This is a genomic window from Rhizobium sp. CFBP 8762 (assembly GCF_014841565.1).
Lineage (GTDB): Bacteria > Pseudomonadota > Alphaproteobacteria > Rhizobiales > Rhizobiaceae > CFBP-8762.
Genome location: NZ_JACYUD010000007.1, coordinates 25,836 through 45,713 on the forward strand (window position 1 = coordinate 25,836; position 19,878 = coordinate 45,713).

A 19,878-nucleotide genomic window follows, 5' to 3' on the forward strand; every position below is an offset into this window, starting at 1 on the left:
CGTCTCGATGAGCGCCGAAGCTTTCGGCGCTCATCGATGGACACTATAGAGAATGGGCACCTGTCTTGGTTTTGAAGTGCGAAAGCCGCTGCTCGAGGTTGACGCATTCCTGTGCCAGACCGGCGCCCGCCGCATTCAACTCCTCGACCATGGCTGCGTTCTGCTGGGTGGCCTGATCCATATGGTTCACGGCGGTATTCACCTCATTCAGCCCAACAGATTGCTCCTGTGCAGCGGTGGCTATCGCTTCCATATGCGCGTTTACGGAAACAACCAGTCGCTCTATCTCGGTCAGCCCTTCGCCGGTATCGCGAACAAGCTTCACACCTTCGCCGACCGCCAAGGCGGAACTTCCGATCAACTGCTTGATTTCTTTCGCAGCAAGGGCAGAGCGCTGTGCGAGTTCGCGAACTTCCTGGGCAACCACGGCAAAGCCTCGTCCCGCTTCGCCGGCGCGTGCCGCCTCAACACCCGCGTTGAGCGCCAGGAGGTTGGTCTGAAACGCGATTTCATCAATCACGCCGATAATCTGGCCGATCTGGCGCGAGGAGTCCTCAATGCGTTCCATGGCGGTTACCGCATCACGAACAATCACGCCGGAATGATCGGCCTTGGCTCGGGTCAAACGTACGGTTTCCCGTGCATCACCGGCGCGCTTGAATGTTGCGTTTACATTGGCCGTTATCTGCTCCAACGCTGCTGCAGTTTCTTCCAGCGATGACGCCTGTTGCTCTGTGCGTTTTGACAGATCATCGGCAGCCGCGGACACTTCCTGAGATCCTCCAATAACCACCGAAACCGATTGTCCGACCGTCGCAAGCGCATCCCGCAATTGGCGAACCGATGTGTTGAAGTCGTGACGGAGGGATTCAAACTGCTGTCCGAATGATACACGGATTTCACACAGCATATCCCCATTGGACAACCGTTTGAGACCGTTCGCCAAGGCTTCAGTGGCGTGGTTCAGCCGTTCCTCGGCCTCCGCCTCTGTTCGGCGACGCAGTTCCAGGCTCTCCCGCTCGGCCTGTTGGCGATTGGCAACCGCCTGTTCTTCAAGCTCACGGTTGCGAAGGCCCGCATTGCGGAACACTTCAACGGATTTCGCCATAGCCCCCAATTCGTCGGCGCGCTGCGTTCCCGTCACCTGCACCGAAAGGTCTCCCGCGGAAAGCGCAGTCATACACCGCGTCAGCGCACCGATTGGCCGCACGATGCGAAGAAGAATAATGGCAATCCCACCCCCACAGAGCACGAGGGTCAAGACGAAGACAGCCATGTAGGCGGCGGCGGCGTACGCGGCCTCCCGTCCCATCCTTTCCGCCGTCATGCGCAGTGTGCTCATGGTTTCGGATGCCAGATTGGCAACTTCGACCAGAGATGGTGTAACCATGGAGCGCCAGCTTTCCAGCGTCATATTGACGACGCGCCCGGCAGCAAGCTCATTGATGATGTCAGCACGTTGAACCGAGAAAGGACCGGTGAAATATGCCTCGTCCGATTTGCGAAACTGTTGTCGCAAGCGCTCCGGTACGAGCGGCTGCTTTATGAGATCGGCAACCGTGGCCCAGGCATAAGCTGCATTGTCTTCGTACTTCAACAATTGTCGATATTCTGTCTGCGTCAACGGCCGTTTTGACCCGATGGCACCATTCAGCACAATCGCCGCGCCGCCCCCGAGCGAACGCGCGGACCATGCGAGCGCGCGAATCTGACTGAGTTCGATCAGAGCGGAATCCAGTTGCCGAACCTGCCTGTTAATGGCGACCGCGCTCGTTTCCAACGCGGTCAAAAGTTCGCTTCCGCTGGTGAGGATGGTTTCATCAAGGCCTTTCTCGCGTTCAGCGAGCGGCAATGACGTGTTGCGGTCAATTTTATCCCGGAGTTTCAAAGCGTCGGCGTATCGTTGTTGCACGGTCTCGACGGCGGTAAGAATGGCCGCACGTTTCACGGATACCGTGAGCGCCTTCACTTTTCCCATGCTTGCATCTACTTTTAAACGGGCAGCTTGCACCGATGCAATCACGGGACCGTTTTCCGGGTTGGGAAGCCGGATGGCAGATGCGCCATCCCCGCGCTCCAATCGGAAGCTGAGCAGGACTTCATAGAGCGCCTGATCCAGCGACACCAAATGTGCCACCTCGGACAAGTCGGTCGCGCGTTTGGCCGATGAGAGTGTCAGATTTCCAACCAGATAGGCCAGTGCAATGCTGAACACCAGAAATATGCCGATCAGTGTATTGCGAATGCTAAAAATCATACCTGAAATGCCCCCCTAAAAACTAAAGGCAGCCTAATTTAGAGGACACTAAATATTCGTTAAGTGATTCTTTCAAAAGCTCTTGGACGTTGCAGATTGTCAACCATCGCAACGCAGCGTGCGGCAAACAAATCGCTTACACTTGATCCTGCTCAACTCTTCAATCGGGTCTTGCGGTAATCTGGGCTAAACATCAAACGTAGTTGGCCAAAAGGGAAGCCTCCATGCAGACGCTGATTGAGAAATATGGCGAGGCGCGCCTGCCGCGGTATACAAGCTATCCCACTGCACCCACATTCTCCCCAGTGGTCGGCGCAAGCACTTATGCCGACTGGCTGGCACACATCCCCAAGAATGCCCCTGTTTCGCTGTACATTCATATCCCGTTCTGCCGGGCAATGTGCTGGTACTGCGGGTGTCACACGACGATTACCAGCCGTGACAAACCTATTCTCGATTACATCGACACCGTGAGTGCTGAAATTCGCATGGTGCGTGAACAACTGGGTGCCGAGGTTTCATGCGGACATATTCATTTCGGTGGTGGCACGCCAACGGTCATGCCGCCAGAGGCCTTCCGGCGGCTGAGTGCCATTCTCGCCCAGAACTTCATCTTTACACCGACCACCGAAATCGCGGTTGAGATCGACCCCCGGACGTTGACACTGCCCATGGTTGAGGCGTTGCAAGATGGCGGCGTTACCCGCGCCAGTCTGGGTGTGCAAAGCTTTGATCCACGCGTGCAGAGAGCCATAAACCGGTTGCAGAGCGAACAACAGACACAGGAAGCGGTGACGCACCTGCGTCATGTCGGCATTGAGAACATCAGCTTTGACCTGATCTACGGACTGCCTTTGCAAACGGTCGAGTCCTGCGTTGCGACGGCACAGGCGGCTGTGACCATGCGGCCGGATCGTTTCTCCGTGTTTGGTTACGCCCATGTTCCGTCTTTCAAGCAGCACCAGACGCTGATTGATGAAATGACACTTCCGGGCGCGATAGAGCGCAGTGAACAGGCAGAAGCGATTGCTGCAACGCTGGAAGCGGCGGGCTATGTTCGCATCGGCCTCGATCACTACGCGCTTCCCGACGATGAGATGGTTCTGGCCCAGAAGGCGGGACGCTTGCACCGGAATTTTCAGGGTTACACGACCGATGTCTGCCAAACGTTAATCGGCTTTGGCGCGTCTGCCATTGGCCGCACGCCGTCCGGGTTCGTCCAGAATGAAGTCCCGCCGGGGGTCTACAGGCGTCAGATCGGCAGCGGACAACTTGCGACAACGAAAGGGTATCAACTGACGCCTGAGGACACGATGCGGGCGGAGCTGATCGAACGCCTGATGTGCGACTTCAAGGCTGATGTGGATAGAATTGCCAGCGCGCACGGCTTTGATTCCGCCATGCTGCTGAATGGAAACCACCGTCTTGCCATGCTGGAAGACGATGGAGTAATCAGCCTGAGCAATGGTGTTCTGGCCGTGCGGCCGGATCACCGTTTCATCATTCGCGCCGTTGCCGCTTGCTTTGATGCCCATCTCCAGCCATCCGGTCGCGCCCACAGCAAAGCAGCGTGAAGGCTAGAATTTGAACAGCACCTCACCGGCTTGAACATAGGCGCCTTCTTCCACGCATACAGAAACGGTCCCCGCTTTTGGCGCAAGGATCTGTGTTTCCATCTTCATGGCTTCCATCACGCCCAGAAGATCGCCCTCCGACACGCTGGCTCCATCCTTAACGTTCAAAGATTGGACGGTGCCGGACACAGGCGCGGATACGGCGTTGTCATCAACCTTAGCGGCAACACCCCCCTGTGCCGATGCGGCATGGTTAACCGACCCAAGACCAGACAGCAGCGAAGCCGGAAGGCCGACGCTCACGCGCTTACCGTCAATTTCCAGATAGGTGCGAACCAGCGACGCATCCTCGCTCGGCTGCGGTCGCTCCATAGCGTCCAGTGTGGTGGCAAAGTCGGTTTCGATCCAGCGCGTGTGGACTTTGAAACCATTGGTGCCGACGAAATCGTCCGACTCCACGGCGGCCCGGTGGAATGGCAGCACTGTCGCCACACCCTCGATGCGGAATTCTTTCAGGGCGCGCCGGGCACGGCGGAGTGCCTGCTCGCGATCCGCACCGGTCACAATCAGCTTGGCCACCAGCGAGTCAAAGACGCCAGGTATCGTGGAGCCGCTGACAACGCCGCTGTCCAGCCGCACCCCCGGACCGGATGGCGGATCAAACACAATAATGGTACCAGGCGTGGGCAGGAAACCTCGTCCGGGGTCTTCGGCATTGATACGAAATTCAATGGAATGGCCACGAAGCGCGGGCGTCTCCAGCACGCGAAGCGGCAGGCCTTCGGCGATGCGAAACTGCTCGATGACCAGATCGATTCCTGTGGTCTCTTCTGTCACCGGGTGCTCCACCTGGAGCCGCGTGTTCACCTCCAGAAACGAAATGGTTCCATCAACACCCAGCAGGAACTCGACCGTTCCCGCGCCGGTATACCCGGCAGCCGCACAGATTGCCTTTGCCGAAGCATGAATTTTCTGGCGCTGCTCGTCGCTCAGGAACGGCGCAGGCGCTTCCTCGATCAGCTTCTGATTGCGCCGTTGCGCGGAGCAATCTCGGGTTCCGAGCACCAGCACGTTTCCGTGCTGATCGGCCAGCACCTGCGCCTCTATATGGCGCGGGCGGTCCAGAAAACGCTCCAGAAAACACTCGCCCCGACCGAAGGCAGCGGTCGCCTCCCGCACGGCGGACTCGTAGAGGTCGGCAACCTCCTCCATTTTCCACGCGACTTTCAATCCTCGTCCACCACCGCCATGGGCTGCCTTGATGGCAACCGGCAGGCCGTGTTCCCGCGCAAAGGCCGTAACCTCTGCGGCAGACGAGACCGGGCCTTCCGTTCCCGCAACCAGCGGTGCCCCGACGCTCAGCGCAATGCGGCGGGCTTCGACCTTGTCGCCCAACGCACTGATGACCTTGGGATCGGGGCCAATCCACGTTAATCCCGCATCGATCACGGCCTCGGCAAATTCTGCCCGTTCCGACAGAAAGCCATAGCCGGGATGAACGGCATCGGCGCCCGAACGCTTCGCGATATCAATCAATTTTTGAATATCAAGGTATGTCTCGGCGGGGCGAACACCATCCAGCCCATAGGCTTCATCCGCCAGCCGGACGAACAGCGCATCCTGATCCGGGTCGGCATAGACGGCCACCGACTGAAGACCATAATCGCTGCATGCGCGGATGATACGAACTGCGATTTCTCCGCGATTGGCAATGAGCACTTTTTGCATGGGGGTATCCTCGAACCTTGAGCATTTCCAGTAAAAGCGGCGTCGCTTGCGCGTCTGGACAATGCGATAAAACAAGACATTAGAGCATCTTGGACTTTTGGGCGGCAACGATATCGGCGAAGGGGCCGATGGGGCGGAAACGGATCTGGGCGTTCACGGGAATCTGTCCCGCCAGATCGAGGTGGTATTCGGCAACCGCGCCTATAACCGGATAACCGCCAGTCAGGGGATGATCGGCCAGAAACAGCACCGGTTGGCCGCTATGGGGAATCTGGATCGCGCCCGTCGCCGTGCCCTCGCTCGGCAGTTCTGCTTTGTCCTTGCGTTCAATCGCAACATCACCGCTTAAGCGAATGCCAACGCGGTTGGACTGGGGTGTAACCCGCCAAAGCTGACGGGTCAGGGTATCCAGTCCTTTTTGTGTGAACCAGTCCGTGCGGGGGCCCAGTACGACATCCAGCGTGACGATGTCATCGGCTGCGGGCAGTTCAAAAGCCCGGCTTTCATGGAGGGACACGCTCGACAAGCCCTCCGTTTCGCCGCGCAGCTCAAGGCTGCGGCCAGCCGTTACGGCCTCCGGGCCAACCGCTGCCAGCGTGTCCGTAGCAGCACTGCCAAGCACAGGTGCGACCTTGAAACCGCCGCGGACGGAAAGATACATCCGCATGCCCTTTTCCGGCTGGCCGAAGCTGACAATATCTCCCGGTTCCAGCGAAATGGGAGTGTAGGGCAAGGCTTGCAGGCTATGGCAATCGGTCTTGATGGTAACGGCACAGGCTGCACCGGTTACGGCAATGACCGTGCGGGCGTGACATTCGAACGAAAAGCCGCCAAGCGTCAGTTCCAGACAGGGCGTGTCGAGCGGGTTGCCAACAATTCGGTTGGCAGAATTGAACGCTGACTGGTCCAGCGCACCGGAGGCCGAAACGCCCTGGCCCGTTTGCCCGAACCGCCCCAGATCCTGAAACAGTGCCGGCATGGGCGCGCTGAGCACTTTGAAATGAGGGGCGTCGTCAGCCACGACAGCAGCGACAGCCTTTGGGGAAGGTGCTGGAATATGAAACTGCGCTCCGGGCTTGTCCATATCAATGAAGCGAACACGATAACCGGGCTGAAACAACGCGCCCGGATCACGGTCGATATCCCACATCTTGACGGGCGTGGTGCCGATAATCTGCCAGCCGCCGGGGCTGTTTTGCGGGTACACGCCGCTGAACGCACCGGCCAAAGCAACCGATCCGGCGGGAATGCGTGTGCGCGGGCTTTGACGGCGTGGCACATGCAAGGCGGTATCCCCACCCACCAGATAGCCGAAACCGGGGGCAAACCCGCAGAACGCCACCGTAAACTCGCTGTCCGTATGACGACGGATGACGTCCTCAACCGTCAGCCCCGTCAACTCCGCCACGTCGCGCAAGTCTTCGCCATCATAGCGCACGGGGATTTCCACAAGTTGAGAGGCTGATTCAACGCGGCCGGAAATATCCCGGTCTGCAAGCGTAGCGGCGAGTTGCTCCGCTGGCAAAATTTCCGGGCGAAACCGGATCATTAGCGTGCGCGCTGCCGGCACCGTTTCTTCGACCCCGTCAATCGGCTCCGCCTGAAGCGATGCAAACAGCGCCAATGTTTCATCGAGATCGGCGAGTTCGACGAGAATGGAGGTCAGGCTGACGGTAAGAAAACGCATCTTCACCTCACGCGTGGTAGGCGGAATCGGGAATGTCCGTAATGAACATATGACCGGGGGCATGGGTTATGGCAAACGGAACGCCCGAAGCCATGACGGCAGCCTGTGGCGTGACGCCACACGCCCAGAACACGGGAACTTCGCCCGGCTCAATGCGGACCGCGTCGCCGAAATCCGGTTTTGCGAGGTCTAAGATGCCAATTTGATGCGGCTCGCCGACGTGCACCGGCGCACCATGAACTGCCGGAAATCGCCCGGAAATCGTGGCGGCATCGGCGACGCGCGACGCAGGGATAGGCCGCATGGAAACGACCATATTGCCGTGAAGCCGTCCCGCTGGTCGGCAGGGCTGGTTGGTCAGATACATCGGCACGTTGGTCTTATCCGCCATATGGCGGATTTCAATACCTGCCTCCACCATCGGCGTTTCAAATGTAAAACTGCAACCAATCAGGAAGGCAACCAGATCGTCACGCTCGGCCCAGGCTTGTGTCGCATCGGCTGTTTCTTCTGCCAGCGTTCCATCGCGCCAGATACGGTACAGAGGAAGGTCCGTCCGCAAATCCGCGCCGGGTGCCAGAACTGTGGTGGGTGACCCCGGGTCAGACACATCCAGCACCGGGCAGGGCTTGGGATTGCGCTGCGCATAAAGCAGAAAATCAAAAGCCCAGTCGCGTGGCAAAACAATCATATTTGCCTGCGTCAGGCCCGGCGCGACGCCGGATGTGGGTGCAACCAAACCCTTGCGATAGGTCGCCCGTGCAGCGCGGGCCGCCTCAACATATGCGTTTGTCATGGCAGACCTCAGCTGTGGGAATGGAACGAACGGATGGCGATGCCATCGGCCTCGAAGCGACGACGAATTTCCTGCGCGATGGCAACCGCGCCCGGACTGTCCCCATGCACGCAGATGGACTGCGCTTCGATCTGGATCACACTGCCATCGATCGCTTCCAGCGTGCCGGTGCGTGCAAGCTGCACCATGCGCTCCGCAATCTGGCCTGCATCATGCAGCACGGCACCGGCCTCGCGACGAGACACAAGCTGCCCCTGCGACGTGTAGGCCCGGTCTGCAAAGGCCTCGGCAACGACCGCAAGCCCCGCTTTGCGCGCCAGATCAAGGATCGGCGCATTCGCCAGTCCCATGAGCACCAGCGAGGGATCAATTGCCTTGATCCCGTCAATGACCGCCTGCCCTTGTTTCGCATCGTTGGCGATCCGATTGTACAGTGCGCCATGCGGCTTGACGTAGCGCACGGATGTGCCCGCTGCGGCCGCTATGCCTTTCAGCGCGCCGATCTGATAGATAACATCGGCAATCAGGTCTTCGCTCGTCACATCCAGATCGCGGCGGCCAAAGCCGACGCGGTCCGGGTAGGACACATGGGCACCGACGACCACACCTTTATCGGCAGCCGCCTTGACCGTGCGGTAGATACCAGCGGGGTCTCCCGCATGAAATCCACAGGCAATGTTGGCGCTGGACACGATGGCAAGCATAGCCGCATCGTCCCCCATGCCCCACGCGCCATAACTTTCGCCGAGATCACTGTTGAGATCGATCACTGTCATGTCTCGTTCCTTCTACCAGGCATTTTCGTTTTGACACATTGTCCAAACGTAAAAGCGATGCCGCATTTAACCAAGCAGGCTGAAAATCGCGCCGACGGACTTGTAGGCCATGTACCAGGTCAGAACGCAGGTCAGCACACCCAGGATCAACAGCCAGCGCGGATAGTGATAACCATGCATGAGGTCGGCACGCTTCCAGGCGGCATACATAAAGATCGACAGGCCGATGGGTAATACAAGGCCGTTCAATCCGCCTACGAACACCAGCATGGCTGCGGGCGGCGTGGTGATCAGCAGATAGCACACCAGCGAAAACGCGATGAAACCAACCGTAGACAGGTTGCGCTGACGATCGCTCATGTTCGGCTTGAACGCAGTCAGGAACGACACGGAGGTGTAGGCAGCGCCGATGATGCTGGTAAGTGCCGACGCTAGGAAAACCGCACCGAAAATGCGGAAACCGATATCGCCGGACGCCGCACGGAACGCCTGGCCCGCAGGGTTTGCGCCCTGGCTGGAGAGATCAATGACGACCCCGCTTGCAACGACCCCAAGAATGGCCAGAAACAGAATATATCGCAGGACGCCGGTGATCGCGATGCCGCTGAACGCAGCGCGATTGACTGCACCAATGTTTTCCACGCCGACCATGCCCTTATCCAGCAGCCGATGGGCTCCGGCATAGGTGATGTATCCACCGACCGTACCGCCGACGATGGTGGTTATGGTCAGAAAATCCATCGTATCGGGCAGGAAGGTTTGGCGGAAAGCCTCCGCGACAGGCGGGCCGGAGACAATCGCCGCGTAGAGGATCAGCGCCAGCTTGACGAACGCGGCGACAAACACAACGCGGTCCATGGCTATTCCGGCGCGCCGTGACACGAAGATACCAATTGCCGCCAGCGCGCCGATTGCGCCGCCAATTTTTGGATCGAGGTCGATCATGGCATTAAAGCCAAGTCCCGCCCCGCCGATATTACCGATGTTGAAAAACAGCCCGCCGATGATGACCAGAACAGCCAAAAGGTAACCAGACCCCGGTATGGCGGCGTTAGCAATCGCTGGCGCGCGCATGCGGGTGATGGTGACGATACGCCAGATATTGGCCTGAACGACAAAATCGATCAAAATGGAAATGAGAATCGCAAAGGCGAAGGCCGCACCCAGCTTGACGGTGAAGTTGGCCGTCTGGGTTATAAAGCCCGGACCGACCGCCGACATGGACATCAGGAACATGGCCGATAGCAACGCGGTCCGCTGATTCTTTTTTCGCTTTGCGGCATCAGTCTGCGCGCTGTCAGCGAGTGTCTGTTTTTCCATGGATTGGCTCCAATTGTACGCGACCCGCCCCTCGCGGATGCTTTATGGCACAATCATGTCGAGTTTCCGGACAATGTCAATATTGTTCAACAATACTTCCATATCGTTCTTTCAAAGTGATGATTCATCAGGCAGTGTGCATATAATTTAACCAGTAATATTGTGCTATGCTGATATCCTTTGCTGTGGCATATCGACCGCGCGGTATGCGGTGTACTGAATGTGTTGCAGAGCGGGGGCGTGATGACAAATACTATGGAAACGCTGCCACTTGCGGATCGGTTGGCTAGGCAGCTTCGCGATTTGCTGATTTCCGGCGACCTCATTCCCGGGCAGCGGCTTTCCGAGGCGGCCTTCAGCGAGCGATTTGACGTGTCGCGCAATTCGCTACGCGAAGCCTTCCGGCTGCTCACGAAGGACGGACTGCTGCGACACGAAGCCAATCGCGGTGTCTTCGTGTCTGTGCCGACCATGGCGACCATCATCGATATCTATCGCGTGCGGCGGATGCTGGAATGTGGCGCCCTGCGTCAGGCGTGGCATCAGCACCCCGCAGTGCGCACCATGCGTGAAGCGGTCGAGAGTGCGAAAGCCAAGCGGGAGCAAGCCGATTGGCTGGGTGTGGGAAGTGCGAACATGATGTTTCATGCCGCTGTCGTCGCACTGTCCGACAGCAGCAGATTAAGCGAGTTCTATGCCCATGTTGCAGCAGAACTGCGCCTGGGTTTCCTCTTGCTGGATGACCCGGAGGGCTTGCACGCGCCGTTCGTGGATTTGAACGACACTATTCTCGGCCTGACCGAAAAAGGGAACGCGCATGAGGCTGCCCATCAAATGGAGGCCTATCTCAACCTGTCTGAACGCGCGATCCTGAAAGCCTTTGAGCGCTCTGCAGACCTGTAGGTTTTGATCGGCTGATCAGGCGTTCGAAAAGAACAGACGACCCGTAATACCCCTGTAATTCAGTGGATTATTCCTTCTATCCTTTCGAAAAGCATGGCTGAATGGAGCTTTACGCAGGAGATCGGCATGGGAAGGGTTCTTCATGTTTCGCCTCATATCAAGGCCGTAGCACCGTATATAGCGACTGAGGATGACGCCATCGACGTTGCCCGCAGTTTCGCATCGGTCATTGCAAACACGTCGGGACACTGTGCCATCCCCCACTCTGTGCTGCTCGGATTGCTGGCACAGTCGGGCCTCATGGGTCTATCCGTTCCGTCTGAATATGGCGGCGCGGATATCTCTAACGTTTCTCTCGCAGACGTGTTGTCGATTATCGCTGAGGCGGATCGATCGATTGCGCAAGCTGTTAGGGTACATTTCCAGATTCTCGAAACGCTGCGCGTCGGGGGCACCGCCTTGCAGAAAACCTTCTTCTTTACCCGTGCTCTGGCGGGGGACCAGTTTACCAGCAGCACCGATTTACCGCTCAAGTCCGCTTTGACCTCGCCAGAGCTTCTGTTTTCATCCGATGGACCCGGGTTCACGCTGAAGAACATACAGACAGGCATCGACGATTCCTGGTCTCACTGGACCGCAATTTTCGGCACGGATGCGCAGGGTGAACTCGCGATAGCTCTGATGCCGCAGGTACCCGACCAGCAAAACCGCCTGTCACTGACAGCGGATGGCGTGGTGCCATACCACGTCAATTTTCAATCAACCTCGCCCTTTACTGCACTCACACATCTTCTGACGGCGGCGATTGATCTCGGAAGCGCCCGCGCCTCCGTTCGGGTGATTATGGACAAAATCAGCGAAGACCCCTCATCGCCGGAAGCGGCGGCTTCATTGTGTGCGCGCACCAGCGAAATCACGATGAGGATCGAAGCGGCCAGCGCTGTCTTGGAAAGGGCAGGCAGACGGGTCGATATGGCGCAAATCGATCCATCAAAACAGAATGCCGGGGATGCAGAACTGTCAGCACGGGCTGCTCAAATTCTTGCGCGGGAAGCTACTGATATAGTGACAAACGGTGTGGATCGGAACAACGAAACAAACCAGTTGACCATTGGAAGTGTGGGCGTGAAAAAAGCTCGCTCCATCGCTGTGCGCCAGCCCGAGCGGTGCTAACCGCCACTCATCAATAATGTAAATAATTTACATACCGCTTTGAACGAAAGCGACGTTTGCGTTACACGGTAAGCCATAATCCAAACCTATGGCATTTCCTGGAGGCAGACATGAACAATCCCAAACTCATTCGCTACGACGTGGCAGACAATCAGGCGGGCGGGCAGCGCCGTCCATTTGCAAAAGCGGTACGGGCCGGAGATTTCGTCTACGTGTCGGGCCAAGTGCCGACAGTTGACGGTGAGGTCGTAACAGGCGGGATCGTTGCGCAGACCGAGCAGGTCGTGGCCAACATTCGCGATGTTCTGGCGCTGGCAGACTGCACCTTTGCTGATATCGTCAAGGTGAATGTCTGGCTCGACGATGCCCGTGATTTTTCCAGCTTCAATGCGGTGTTTCAGAAATATTTCATCGATCATCCACCGGCCCGTTCCACCGTCCAATCCCCGCTGATGGTGGATGCGAAAGTGGAGATGGACGTGATCGCCTACAAGCCGCTGGCTTGAAGGCTCTTGCTGACAGCTAATCGCCCAGCACCTGCCGGTCGTCGCCATCGCGGTATCGCACCAGTTCTTCCTTGATGCTGCGCAGCACTTTCACAGCGCGGTTGCGGTCGGCATAGGCGACGAGATTGGCAAGAATATCAATGGTGGCCAGATAAGCATATCGGGTAGCTGTCGGGCGGAAAATATTGTTGCCTTCCGGCAGGTCGATGGTGATGACAACATCGGCGGCTTCGGCCACCGGCGAACCACTTTGCGTCAGTGCAATGGTTGGAATAGAGCGCTTACGCAGCAGGTTGAAGCACTGCACGAGATCGAGGTCGCGGCCGGTGATCGAAGAGCCAACCACGACTGTTCCCGGCCGTGCGGCGGCCGACAGCATGATATTCATGCTGTGGTCATTGGACGCGTGAATCCGACAATCCAGCCGAAACAATCGGTTATGCAGTTCGTTGACAATCATGGCGGAATTGCCGGTTGCGCCGAAAGCCTGAATGAACTCGGCTCCGCGCAACAGATGTGCCGCCTTGTCCAGCGCTGCTACATCGATCTGCTTGTGAAACTGAAACAACGCATTTTGCGCCTTGGTCACAATATCCTCGGCTACCTCCTGTGGGGTGGTACTGGGTGTCTCCGGCTTCAGGTAACGCAGGCCGACATAGGTAATCTTGGCCAGTTGTACCTTGAAGTCCTGATAGCCCTGACAGCCAAGCCGGCGGCAGAAGCGTGTCACGGTGGGCGGGGAGACCCCGGCGCGCTCGGCCAGATCGCTGATTGAGGACTTCACGACAAAATCGACATCATCCAGAACCAGCGTCGCCAGTCGCTTTTCCAGCCCGGAAAGCCTTCCCTCTTCATCCGACAGCGCACTGAAAATATCCACCGTCATACCCCGTTGCAGTCGTGCGTGAAAATAAATTTCTTAAGTTTGTGCCTCAACACCTTGAACGGCTATTGATCTTGGTAAAAGCTACAACGCAAGACTTAATTTCACGGAAGCTGCACCCATGACCTATCCCTGGCCCGATCTGGGAACCCCCATCAATGAGATTGTAACGCCGATGCCCGTCATAGACGAGGATCGGCTGGCGGCCAATATAGCGCGCGCTCAGGCGTATCTGGATGCCCATGGAAAACGGTTTCGTCCACATATCAAAACGCACAAGAGCCCGGCCGTGGCACAGCAGCAACTGGACGCAGGAGCGATCGGCATCAACTGCCAGAAAATCAGCGAGGCCGAGGTCTTTGCCAATGCCGGCTTCGACGATATTCTGATCACGTACAACATTGTGGGTGCTGCAAAGCTTGCGCGTCTGAAAGCCTTGAACGCCCGCGTGCCCCGGCTGAGTGTCGTGGCGGATAGCGCTACAGTCGTTGAGGGTCTCGCCGCCACGTTCACTGCGGACGCGCCGCTGCGTGTGCTTGTTGAATGCGATACTGGTGGAAAGCGTTGCGGTGTACAGACACCGCAACAGGCTGCGGACGTAGCACAGTTGATTTCAGATGCGCCGGGGCTAGCGTTCGAGGGTATTCTCACCTATCCCGCACCCGGTGGCGCAGCCATCGTCGAAGACTTCATTGCGCAGACACTGGCGCTTTTGGAAGCCCGATCCATCCCCTGCCCGGTGCGCTCCAATGGTGGTTCGCCTGATCTGTTTCTGGCCCACCTCGTGCCATCGGCGACCGAGCACCGCTCGGGCACCTATGTCTATAATGATCGCAGCATGGTGCGCGCCGGACATTGCACACCGGATGATCTTGCCATGCATATTCTGGCAACTGTGGTTTCACGGCCGACCCCCGACCGGGCCGTGCTGGATGCCGGTTCCAAGACCCTAACCTCGGACCTTCTCGGTTTCAGCGATTATGGCGCAATCGACAGGTTGGATGGGGCTCGCATTGTGTCGTTATCGGAAGAACATGCGGTGGTGGACCTGACAGACTGCGGCGCATCGCGCCCGGCCGTAGGGGATGTGGTGCGAATCGTGCCCAACCACACCTGTGTCGTAACCAACCTGTTCGATCATATGGTGTTTCATCGAGATGGAAAAGTGACACGCGTTGAGCCTGTCAGCGCGCGGGGTACCGTGTGGTAAGAGACGATGATGTAAATAATTTACATTTTTTATCTGTCTAGTCAAAATAGTGTTGACGGACACCGTGCCGCATCCCATCATGTAGAAAATAAATTACACCCCAAAAAGGGGCGATGGGAACGAAGTTCGGGGAACAGTTGCGGCGCAGGCGGCGACCAACTCACGAGCATCACATGCGAGTTGGTACCACATGCGCATTTTCACGGCTTCTCTGGCAACGGAAACCAACACATTTTCTCCCGTTCCAACGGATCTGTATGCCTTCAAAGCCGCCTTCTACGCCGGACCGGGGCAGCATCCCGATACGCCAACGCTGTGCTCATCACCCGTGCCAATTCTTCGCCGCCGTGGGCGGGCCGAGGGTTTCACCGTGATCGAGGGCACCTCCTGCTGGGCGGAGCCTGCGGGCCTGATCCAGCGTGAGACCTATGAGACGCTGCGCAACACGATTCTGGAAGAACTCAAAGATGCCATGCCGGTTGATGGCGTGGTGCTGGGGCTGCATGGTGCCATGGTGGCACAGGGCTATGATGACCCCGAAGGAGACTTTCTGTCCCGTATCCGGGCGCTTGTGGGCCCCAAAGTGGTTATCGCGGCTGAATTCGATCCGCACAGCCACCTGACACCGCTTCGTGTTGCCAATCTCGATATCATGGCCAGCTTTCTGGAGTTCCCGCATACGGATTTCGAGCAGCGCGGAGAGCATCTGGTGGATCTGGCACTCAGGACAGTGCGTGGCGAAATTACGCCTGTCATCTCGACATTCGATTGCCGAATGATCACCATCTATCCCACGAGCCGGGAACCGATGCGCTCATTCGTTGATCGGTTCAAGGCGATAGAAGGAACGGACGGGGTTCTGTCCATATCTGTCATTCACGGCTTCATGGCAGGTGATGTGCCGGAGATGGGAACACGGATCGTCGTCGTAACCGACAACGACGCGGACAAAGGCAAGGCACTCGCGCGCACGCTCGGCCATGAGTTGTACGGCTTGCGCAAGCACACGGCCATGCCCATGGCCGATACCGAAACCGGGCTGGATCAAGCCGTGGCCCTGCGCCGGTTAAACCCATCAAAGCCAGCCGTCATCGCCGATGTGTGGGACAATCCCGGCGGCGGCGTGGCGGGGGATGCGACCTATATTCTGCGGCGTATGCTGGAGCGCGGGATGGACAATTTTGCCGTCGCAACGCTGTGGGATCCAATTGCCGTCACATTCTGCCATGCTGCGGGTGAAGGCGCTGAACTGGATCTCAGGATCGGCGGTAAATCCGGCCCGCAGGGCGGCGAGCCGCTTGATCTGCGCGTAACCGTCCTGCGGACCACTCATGCGGGATGGCAGAGCTTTCGCAACAGCCGCGTGACGCTCGGCCGCACTGCGGTCGTCCGGCCCGTGGGCACGCAGATCGATATCATTCTGATTACCAGCCGAACACAAACCTATGAGCCGGATATTTTTGGCAATCTCGGCATTGATTACGCCCGCAAGGACTTTCTGCTGGTGAAATCAACCAATCATTTCCATGCGGGCTTTAGGCCGATTGCCTCCGACATTGTCTATATCGCCGCGCCCACATCCTACCCCACGGACCCGGCCACGACCCCGTACCGCAAAGCAAGCCTGAAACTCTGGCCCCGCATTGCCGATCCACTTGGACTTGAAACCTGACTATCGCAAAACGCTCCACAGAAGAGCGACCGCACAACCAAAGGGAACCATGATGAAAAAGACCGCCCTTATCTCCGCACTTGCCGCCGCGCTTTCATGCACCACCGGCGTTGCCCTCGCACAGGCTGCGACCGATGGCATTTTGACCATCGCCACCATTGGCGAGCCGCCAACGCTTGATGCCATGCAGACGCCGACCGATATCGTGCTGACCATCGACCAGCACATTTTCGAGACGCTTTACACCTATGATGCGCAGTGGAAATCTGTTCCGTTGCTGGCGGCTGGGATGCCGGATGTCTCCGAGGATGGATTGACCTATCGCATCGCCTTGCGCGAAGGGGTTACATTCCACGATGGCAGCGCGTTTGATTCCGCTGATGTCGTCGCCTCGGTCAAGCGCTGGATGTCCATCAATTCCAAGGGTAAGCAGGTTGCAGACATCGTCGAAAGCCTTGAAGCCGACGGCAGTAACGCGGTCGTTTTCAAGCTGAAGTCGCGCTATGCGCCACTGCTTGCCACGCTGTCACAAGCTTCCATCATCATACCATCGGAAAAAATTGCCGATACGCTGACGGAGTTCGTCGGCACCGGCCCCTATGCGCTGAAAGAGCGCAAGCCCGACCAGTACACACAACTCGTGCGTTTTGATGCCTATCAGTCCCCGGAGGGCGAAACGAGCAATTACGCAGGCAAGCGTCAGGCGATTGCCAAGGAAATCCGATTTGTGCCTGTGCCGGACGCCAATACGCGCGTCGAGGGCCTGATCTCCGGCCAGTTCGACTACGCCGATGCCCTTCCCGTCAGCGCGTTTGAACGGGTGGAAAGCAGCGAAACGGCAAAGCCTGTTTTGTTTGAAAATGCGGGTTGGGCCTCCCTTAACATGAATATGAAGGAGGGCGCGCTCACCAACAAGGCGCTGCGCCAAGCGGTGCAGGTGGCGCTTAACCCATCCGATATGATGCTGGCTGCGTTTTCGGATGAACGCTTCTTCAGCGTGGATGGTGCGTTGTTTCCCGAAGGCTTCTTCTGGCACACGGAAGCGGGGGTAACGCGCACCGGTGAAGGAGACCCGGAAGCGGCTGCAAAACTGCTTGAAGAGGGCTCTTACGACGGCACGCCAATTCGACTTCTGACCAGCCGTCAATACGAGTTCCACTACAAGATCGGCGAGGTTGCCAAAGCCTATCTGGAAGCGGCGGGTTTCAAGGTTGACCTGCAGGTGGTGGACTGGGCGACGTTGACCACACGGCGCGCTGACGCCAAGCAGTGGGATATCTTCATCACCCACTCGAACTTTCCCGGCGATCCGACGACGATCAACACCATTACCGATACCTATCCCGGCTGGTACGTGTCCGACCAGAAAAAAACTGCTGTCGCCAGTTATATGGCCGCAACCGACGATGCGGCCAAGCTGAAAGCGTGGGAAGGCATTCAGACCGTGATCTATGACGATGCGCCACTGGTGAAGGTAGGCAATTTCAACGCGCTTGGTGGCATATCCAAGAGCATTGCCGACTACACGCCGACCTACTGGCCTCATTTCTGGAACGTCACTCCAAAGCAATAGGCGGTAGACCATGACTGGGCTCGCGCACGCACTTTTTAAACGGCTGATTGGCATGGTCATCGTGCTGGCGCTGGTGGTAACGGTCGTCTTCATCATCGTCCGGGTCACCCCGGGCGATCCAGCGGCGGTCATGCTCGGCTCGGACGCTACGCCGCAGGATATCGCTGAATTGCGCACCAGAATGGGGCTGGATGCGCCCCTTCTAGTGCAGTACGGGCAGTTTGTGCTGGGCATTCTGCAAGGTGATTTGGGCCAGTCAATCTTTCTGGGCCAGCCCGTGACACAGGCGCTGGCAGCGCGTGCCGAGCCCACCTTCTTTCTTACGCTGTTTTCCATCATCATTGCCGTGGCAATTGCTTTGCCTGTCGGTATTCTATCCGCCGTGCGGCGTGGAACCCTGTTTGACCAGATCGTGGTCACCATCACCATGGTCGCTGCCAGTATTCCAAGCTTCTGGCTGGGTTTGATGCTGATCCAGATTTTTGCCGTTGGGCAGGGCTGGTTCCCGGCATCGGGCTATGGCGGGCCGGATACCGGATTCTGGGAGCGCCTGCACCATCTTGTTTTGCCCGCCGTCGCCCTCGGCATTGTCAATTCGGCCTTGATCACCCGGTTTACACGGGCAGCCATGCTGGATGTGCTGAGCGACGACTATGTGCGCACGGCCCGCGCCAAAGGAGCCAGCGAACGCCGTGTCATCCTGAAACATGCACTGAAAAATGCTCTGATACCGATCATCACTGTGATCGGGCTGTCTATCGCGATGCTGGTGGCCGGCGCGGTCGTCACCGAAACCGTATTCGGCCTTCCCGGCATTGGTAATCTGGTCGTGTCCGCCGTGCTGCGGCGCGATTACCCTGTCATCCAAGGCGCGCTGCTGGTGGTCGCTGCCATCTATGTTCTTATCAATTTTGTCGTGGACATGCTCTACATCGCTGTCGATCCGAGGGTGCGCCTGTGACTGCTATTCCCCTTCCGCAATCCTCCTCCATCCCGTGGCGCCGCCTGTTGCGCAACCGAGCCATGGTGGCGGGTGCCATTATTCTCGCATTGGTTCTGCTGGCCGCGCTGCTTGCGCCTTGGCTGGCACCCTACGCACCCAACAAACTTTCCATCGTCAACAAGCTCAAAGCGCCATCACTGGCCCATCTTTTCGGAACAGATGAGTTTGGCCGCGATATTCTTTCGCGCGCCATGTATGCCGGGCGCATTTCGCTGCTGGTGAGCCTGGGTGTGGTTGCTATCTCCACGGTTCTGGGCGTTGTTCTGGGCGTGACCGCCGGGTATTTTCGAAAGGTCGATGCACCGATCTCGCGCCTGCTCGACGCCATGATGTCTTTCCCGGATATTCTGCTAGCCATTGCACTTGTTGCAGCCCTTGGGCCATCGCTTACCACCGTCATGCTGGCACTTGGCATCACCTATGCGCCACGTCTTGCCCGCATCGTGCGCGGCTCGACGCTGGTGTTGCGCGAACTGCCCTATATCGAAGCTGCCATCGCGCTTGGCTTGCCGACATGGCAAATTCTGTTGCGGCATATCCTGCTCAATCTCGCATCCCCCATTCTGGTGCAGGCCACCTTTATTTTTGCGTCTGCCATGCTGGCCGAAGCAAGCCTGTCTTTTCTGGGCGTCGGCGTGTCCACGGATATGCCGACATGGGGCACGATGCTGGCATCGGGCCGCGAGTTCATCAACAACGCGCCGTGGCTGATGGTGTTTCCGGGTCTTGCCATCATCTTATCCGTCCTGTCGCTGCAACTGGTGGGCGACGGCTTGCGCGATCTGGTCGATCCGCGCCTTGCGAAGGAAAGCTGATA

Annotated in this window: 16 protein-coding genes; 9 read left to right on the forward strand and 7 right to left on the reverse strand. The window is 57.9% G+C overall.

Annotated elements, in window-relative coordinates; genetic code table 11:
• Positions 1-43: 43 nt before the first annotated feature.
• Positions 44-2,257, reverse strand: a complete 2,214-nt coding sequence (locus tag IFT84_RS15635; protein WP_192121015.1) for a methyl-accepting chemotaxis protein — start codon at positions 2,255-2,257, stop codon at positions 44-46.
• A 224-nt stretch (positions 2,258-2,481) separates the two neighbouring features.
• On the opposite strand from IFT84_RS15635, the gene hemN reads away from it, so the two are divergent.
• Positions 2,482-3,831 carry an oxygen-independent coproporphyrinogen III oxidase gene (hemN, locus tag IFT84_RS15640; RefSeq protein ID WP_192121017.1) on the forward strand — a complete coding sequence of 450 codons (1,350 nt, stop codon included), beginning with the start codon at positions 2,482-2,484 and terminating at the stop codon, positions 3,829-3,831.
• Between the two features lie 3 nt (positions 3,832-3,834).
• On the opposite strand, the gene IFT84_RS15645 is transcribed toward hemN, so the two are convergent.
• The 5 genes from IFT84_RS15645 to IFT84_RS15665 all read right to left on the reverse strand — a co-directional run bounded on the left by IFT84_RS15645 (position 3,835) and on the right by IFT84_RS15665 (position 10,138).
• Complete coding sequence (locus IFT84_RS15645) at positions 3,835-5,559, reverse strand: acetyl/propionyl/methylcrotonyl-CoA carboxylase subunit alpha (RefSeq protein WP_192121019.1); 1,725 nt, start codon at positions 5,557-5,559, stop codon at positions 3,835-3,837.
• A gap of 79 nt (positions 5,560-5,638) precedes the next feature.
• On the reverse strand, positions 5,639-7,246 hold the full coding sequence (locus IFT84_RS15650) for a 5-oxoprolinase subunit B/C family protein (protein ID WP_192121021.1): 1,608 nt from the start codon (positions 7,244-7,246) through the stop codon (positions 5,639-5,641).
• A gap of 7 nt (positions 7,247-7,253) precedes the next feature.
• The gene (locus IFT84_RS15655; protein ID WP_192121023.1) at positions 7,254-8,042 is read right to left on the reverse strand and encodes a putative hydro-lyase; all 789 of its coding nucleotides are present in this window, start codon (positions 8,040-8,042) and stop codon (positions 7,254-7,256) included.
• Between the two features lie 8 nt (positions 8,043-8,050).
• Positions 8,051-8,818 (reverse strand): LamB/YcsF family protein, encoded by a 768-nt coding sequence (locus IFT84_RS15660; RefSeq protein WP_192121025.1) that lies wholly within the window; start codon positions 8,816-8,818, stop codon positions 8,051-8,053.
• A gap of 66 nt (positions 8,819-8,884) precedes the next feature.
• Complete coding sequence (locus tag IFT84_RS15665) at positions 8,885-10,138, reverse strand: NRAMP family divalent metal transporter (protein ID WP_192121027.1); 1,254 nt, start codon at positions 10,136-10,138, stop codon at positions 8,885-8,887.
• A gap of 243 nt (positions 10,139-10,381) precedes the next feature.
• On the opposite strand from IFT84_RS15665, the gene IFT84_RS15670 reads away from it, so the two are divergent.
• From IFT84_RS15670 to IFT84_RS15680, 3 genes are all read left to right on the forward strand, one after another.
• Positions 10,382-11,041 carry a GntR family transcriptional regulator gene (locus IFT84_RS15670; protein WP_192121030.1) on the forward strand — a complete coding sequence of 220 codons (660 nt, stop codon included), beginning with the start codon at positions 10,382-10,384 and terminating at the stop codon, positions 11,039-11,041.
• Positions 11,042-11,167: 126 nt separating this feature from the next.
• Positions 11,168-12,214: an acyl-CoA dehydrogenase family protein gene (locus IFT84_RS15675; protein WP_192121032.1), complete on the forward strand. Its 1,047-nt coding sequence runs from the start codon at positions 11,168-11,170 to the stop codon at positions 12,212-12,214.
• A 110-nt stretch (positions 12,215-12,324) separates the two neighbouring features.
• Positions 12,325-12,720 carry a RidA family protein gene (locus IFT84_RS15680; protein WP_192121034.1) on the forward strand — a complete coding sequence of 132 codons (396 nt, stop codon included), beginning with the start codon at positions 12,325-12,327 and terminating at the stop codon, positions 12,718-12,720.
• Between the two features lie 16 nt (positions 12,721-12,736).
• On the opposite strand, the gene IFT84_RS15685 is transcribed toward IFT84_RS15680, so the two are convergent.
• Positions 12,737-13,600: an SIS domain-containing protein gene (locus IFT84_RS15685; RefSeq protein WP_192121036.1), complete on the reverse strand. Its 864-nt coding sequence runs from the start codon at positions 13,598-13,600 to the stop codon at positions 12,737-12,739.
• Between the two features lie 124 nt (positions 13,601-13,724).
• Between IFT84_RS15685 and IFT84_RS15690 the strand changes: the two genes are divergently transcribed.
• From IFT84_RS15690 to IFT84_RS15710, 5 genes are all read left to right on the forward strand, one after another.
• Positions 13,725-14,813 (forward strand): D-TA family PLP-dependent enzyme, encoded by a 1,089-nt coding sequence (locus tag IFT84_RS15690; protein ID WP_192121038.1) that lies wholly within the window; start codon positions 13,725-13,727, stop codon positions 14,811-14,813.
• Positions 14,814-15,003: 190 nt separating this feature from the next.
• Complete coding sequence (locus IFT84_RS15695; protein WP_192121040.1) at positions 15,004-16,485, forward strand: M81 family metallopeptidase; 1,482 nt, start codon at positions 15,004-15,006, stop codon at positions 16,483-16,485.
• Positions 16,486-16,534: 49 nt separating this feature from the next.
• On the forward strand, positions 16,535-18,058 hold the full coding sequence (locus IFT84_RS15700; protein WP_192121042.1) for an ABC transporter substrate-binding protein: 1,524 nt from the start codon (positions 16,535-16,537) through the stop codon (positions 18,056-18,058).
• 10 nt (positions 18,059-18,068) lie between these two features.
• Positions 18,069-19,019: an ABC transporter permease gene (locus IFT84_RS15705; protein WP_192121044.1), complete on the forward strand. Its 951-nt coding sequence runs from the start codon at positions 18,069-18,071 to the stop codon at positions 19,017-19,019.
• Positions 19,016-19,876, forward strand: a complete 861-nt coding sequence (locus IFT84_RS15710) for an ABC transporter permease subunit (protein WP_192121046.1) — start codon at positions 19,016-19,018, stop codon at positions 19,874-19,876. The genes IFT84_RS15705 and IFT84_RS15710 overlap by 4 nt, the downstream gene beginning before the upstream one ends.
• The last annotated feature ends 2 nt before the right edge of the window (positions 19,877-19,878 follow it).

Excerpts from the sequence above, each read along its gene's own strand:
- IFT84_RS15645 (WP_192121019.1), bottom strand. The coding sequence starts at position 5,559 with ATGCAAAAAGTGCTCATTGCCAATCGCGGAGAAATCGCAGTTCGTATC.
- hemN (WP_192121017.1), top strand. The coding sequence starts at position 2,482 with ATGCAGACGCTGATTGAGAAATATGGCGAGGCGCGCCTGCCGCGGTAT.
- IFT84_RS15665 (WP_192121027.1), bottom strand. The coding sequence starts at position 10,138 with ATGGAAAAACAGACACTCGCTGACAGCGCGCAGACTGATGCCGCAAAG.
- IFT84_RS15680 (WP_192121034.1), top strand. The coding sequence starts at position 12,325 with ATGAACAATCCCAAACTCATTCGCTACGACGTGGCAGACAATCAGGCG.
- IFT84_RS15700 (WP_192121042.1), top strand. The coding sequence starts at position 16,535 with ATGATGAAAAAGACCGCCCTTATCTCCGCACTTGCCGCCGCGCTTTCA.
- IFT84_RS15695 (WP_192121040.1), top strand. The coding sequence starts at position 15,004 with ATGCGCATTTTCACGGCTTCTCTGGCAACGGAAACCAACACATTTTCT.
- IFT84_RS15660 (WP_192121025.1), bottom strand. The coding sequence starts at position 8,818 with ATGACAGTGATCGATCTCAACAGTGATCTCGGCGAAAGTTATGGCGCG.
- IFT84_RS15705 (WP_192121044.1), top strand. The coding sequence starts at position 18,069 with ATGACTGGGCTCGCGCACGCACTTTTTAAACGGCTGATTGGCATGGTC.
- IFT84_RS15670 (WP_192121030.1), top strand. The coding sequence starts at position 10,382 with ATGACAAATACTATGGAAACGCTGCCACTTGCGGATCGGTTGGCTAGG.
- IFT84_RS15650 (WP_192121021.1), bottom strand. The coding sequence starts at position 7,246 with ATGCGTTTTCTTACCGTCAGCCTGACCTCCATTCTCGTCGAACTCGCC.
- IFT84_RS15635 (WP_192121015.1), bottom strand. The coding sequence starts at position 2,257 with ATGATTTTTAGCATTCGCAATACACTGATCGGCATATTTCTGGTGTTC.
- IFT84_RS15655 (WP_192121023.1), bottom strand. The coding sequence starts at position 8,042 with ATGACAAACGCATATGTTGAGGCGGCCCGCGCTGCACGGGCGACCTAT.
- IFT84_RS15675 (WP_192121032.1), top strand. The coding sequence starts at position 11,168 with ATGGGAAGGGTTCTTCATGTTTCGCCTCATATCAAGGCCGTAGCACCG.
- IFT84_RS15690 (WP_192121038.1), top strand. The coding sequence starts at position 13,725 with ATGACCTATCCCTGGCCCGATCTGGGAACCCCCATCAATGAGATTGTA.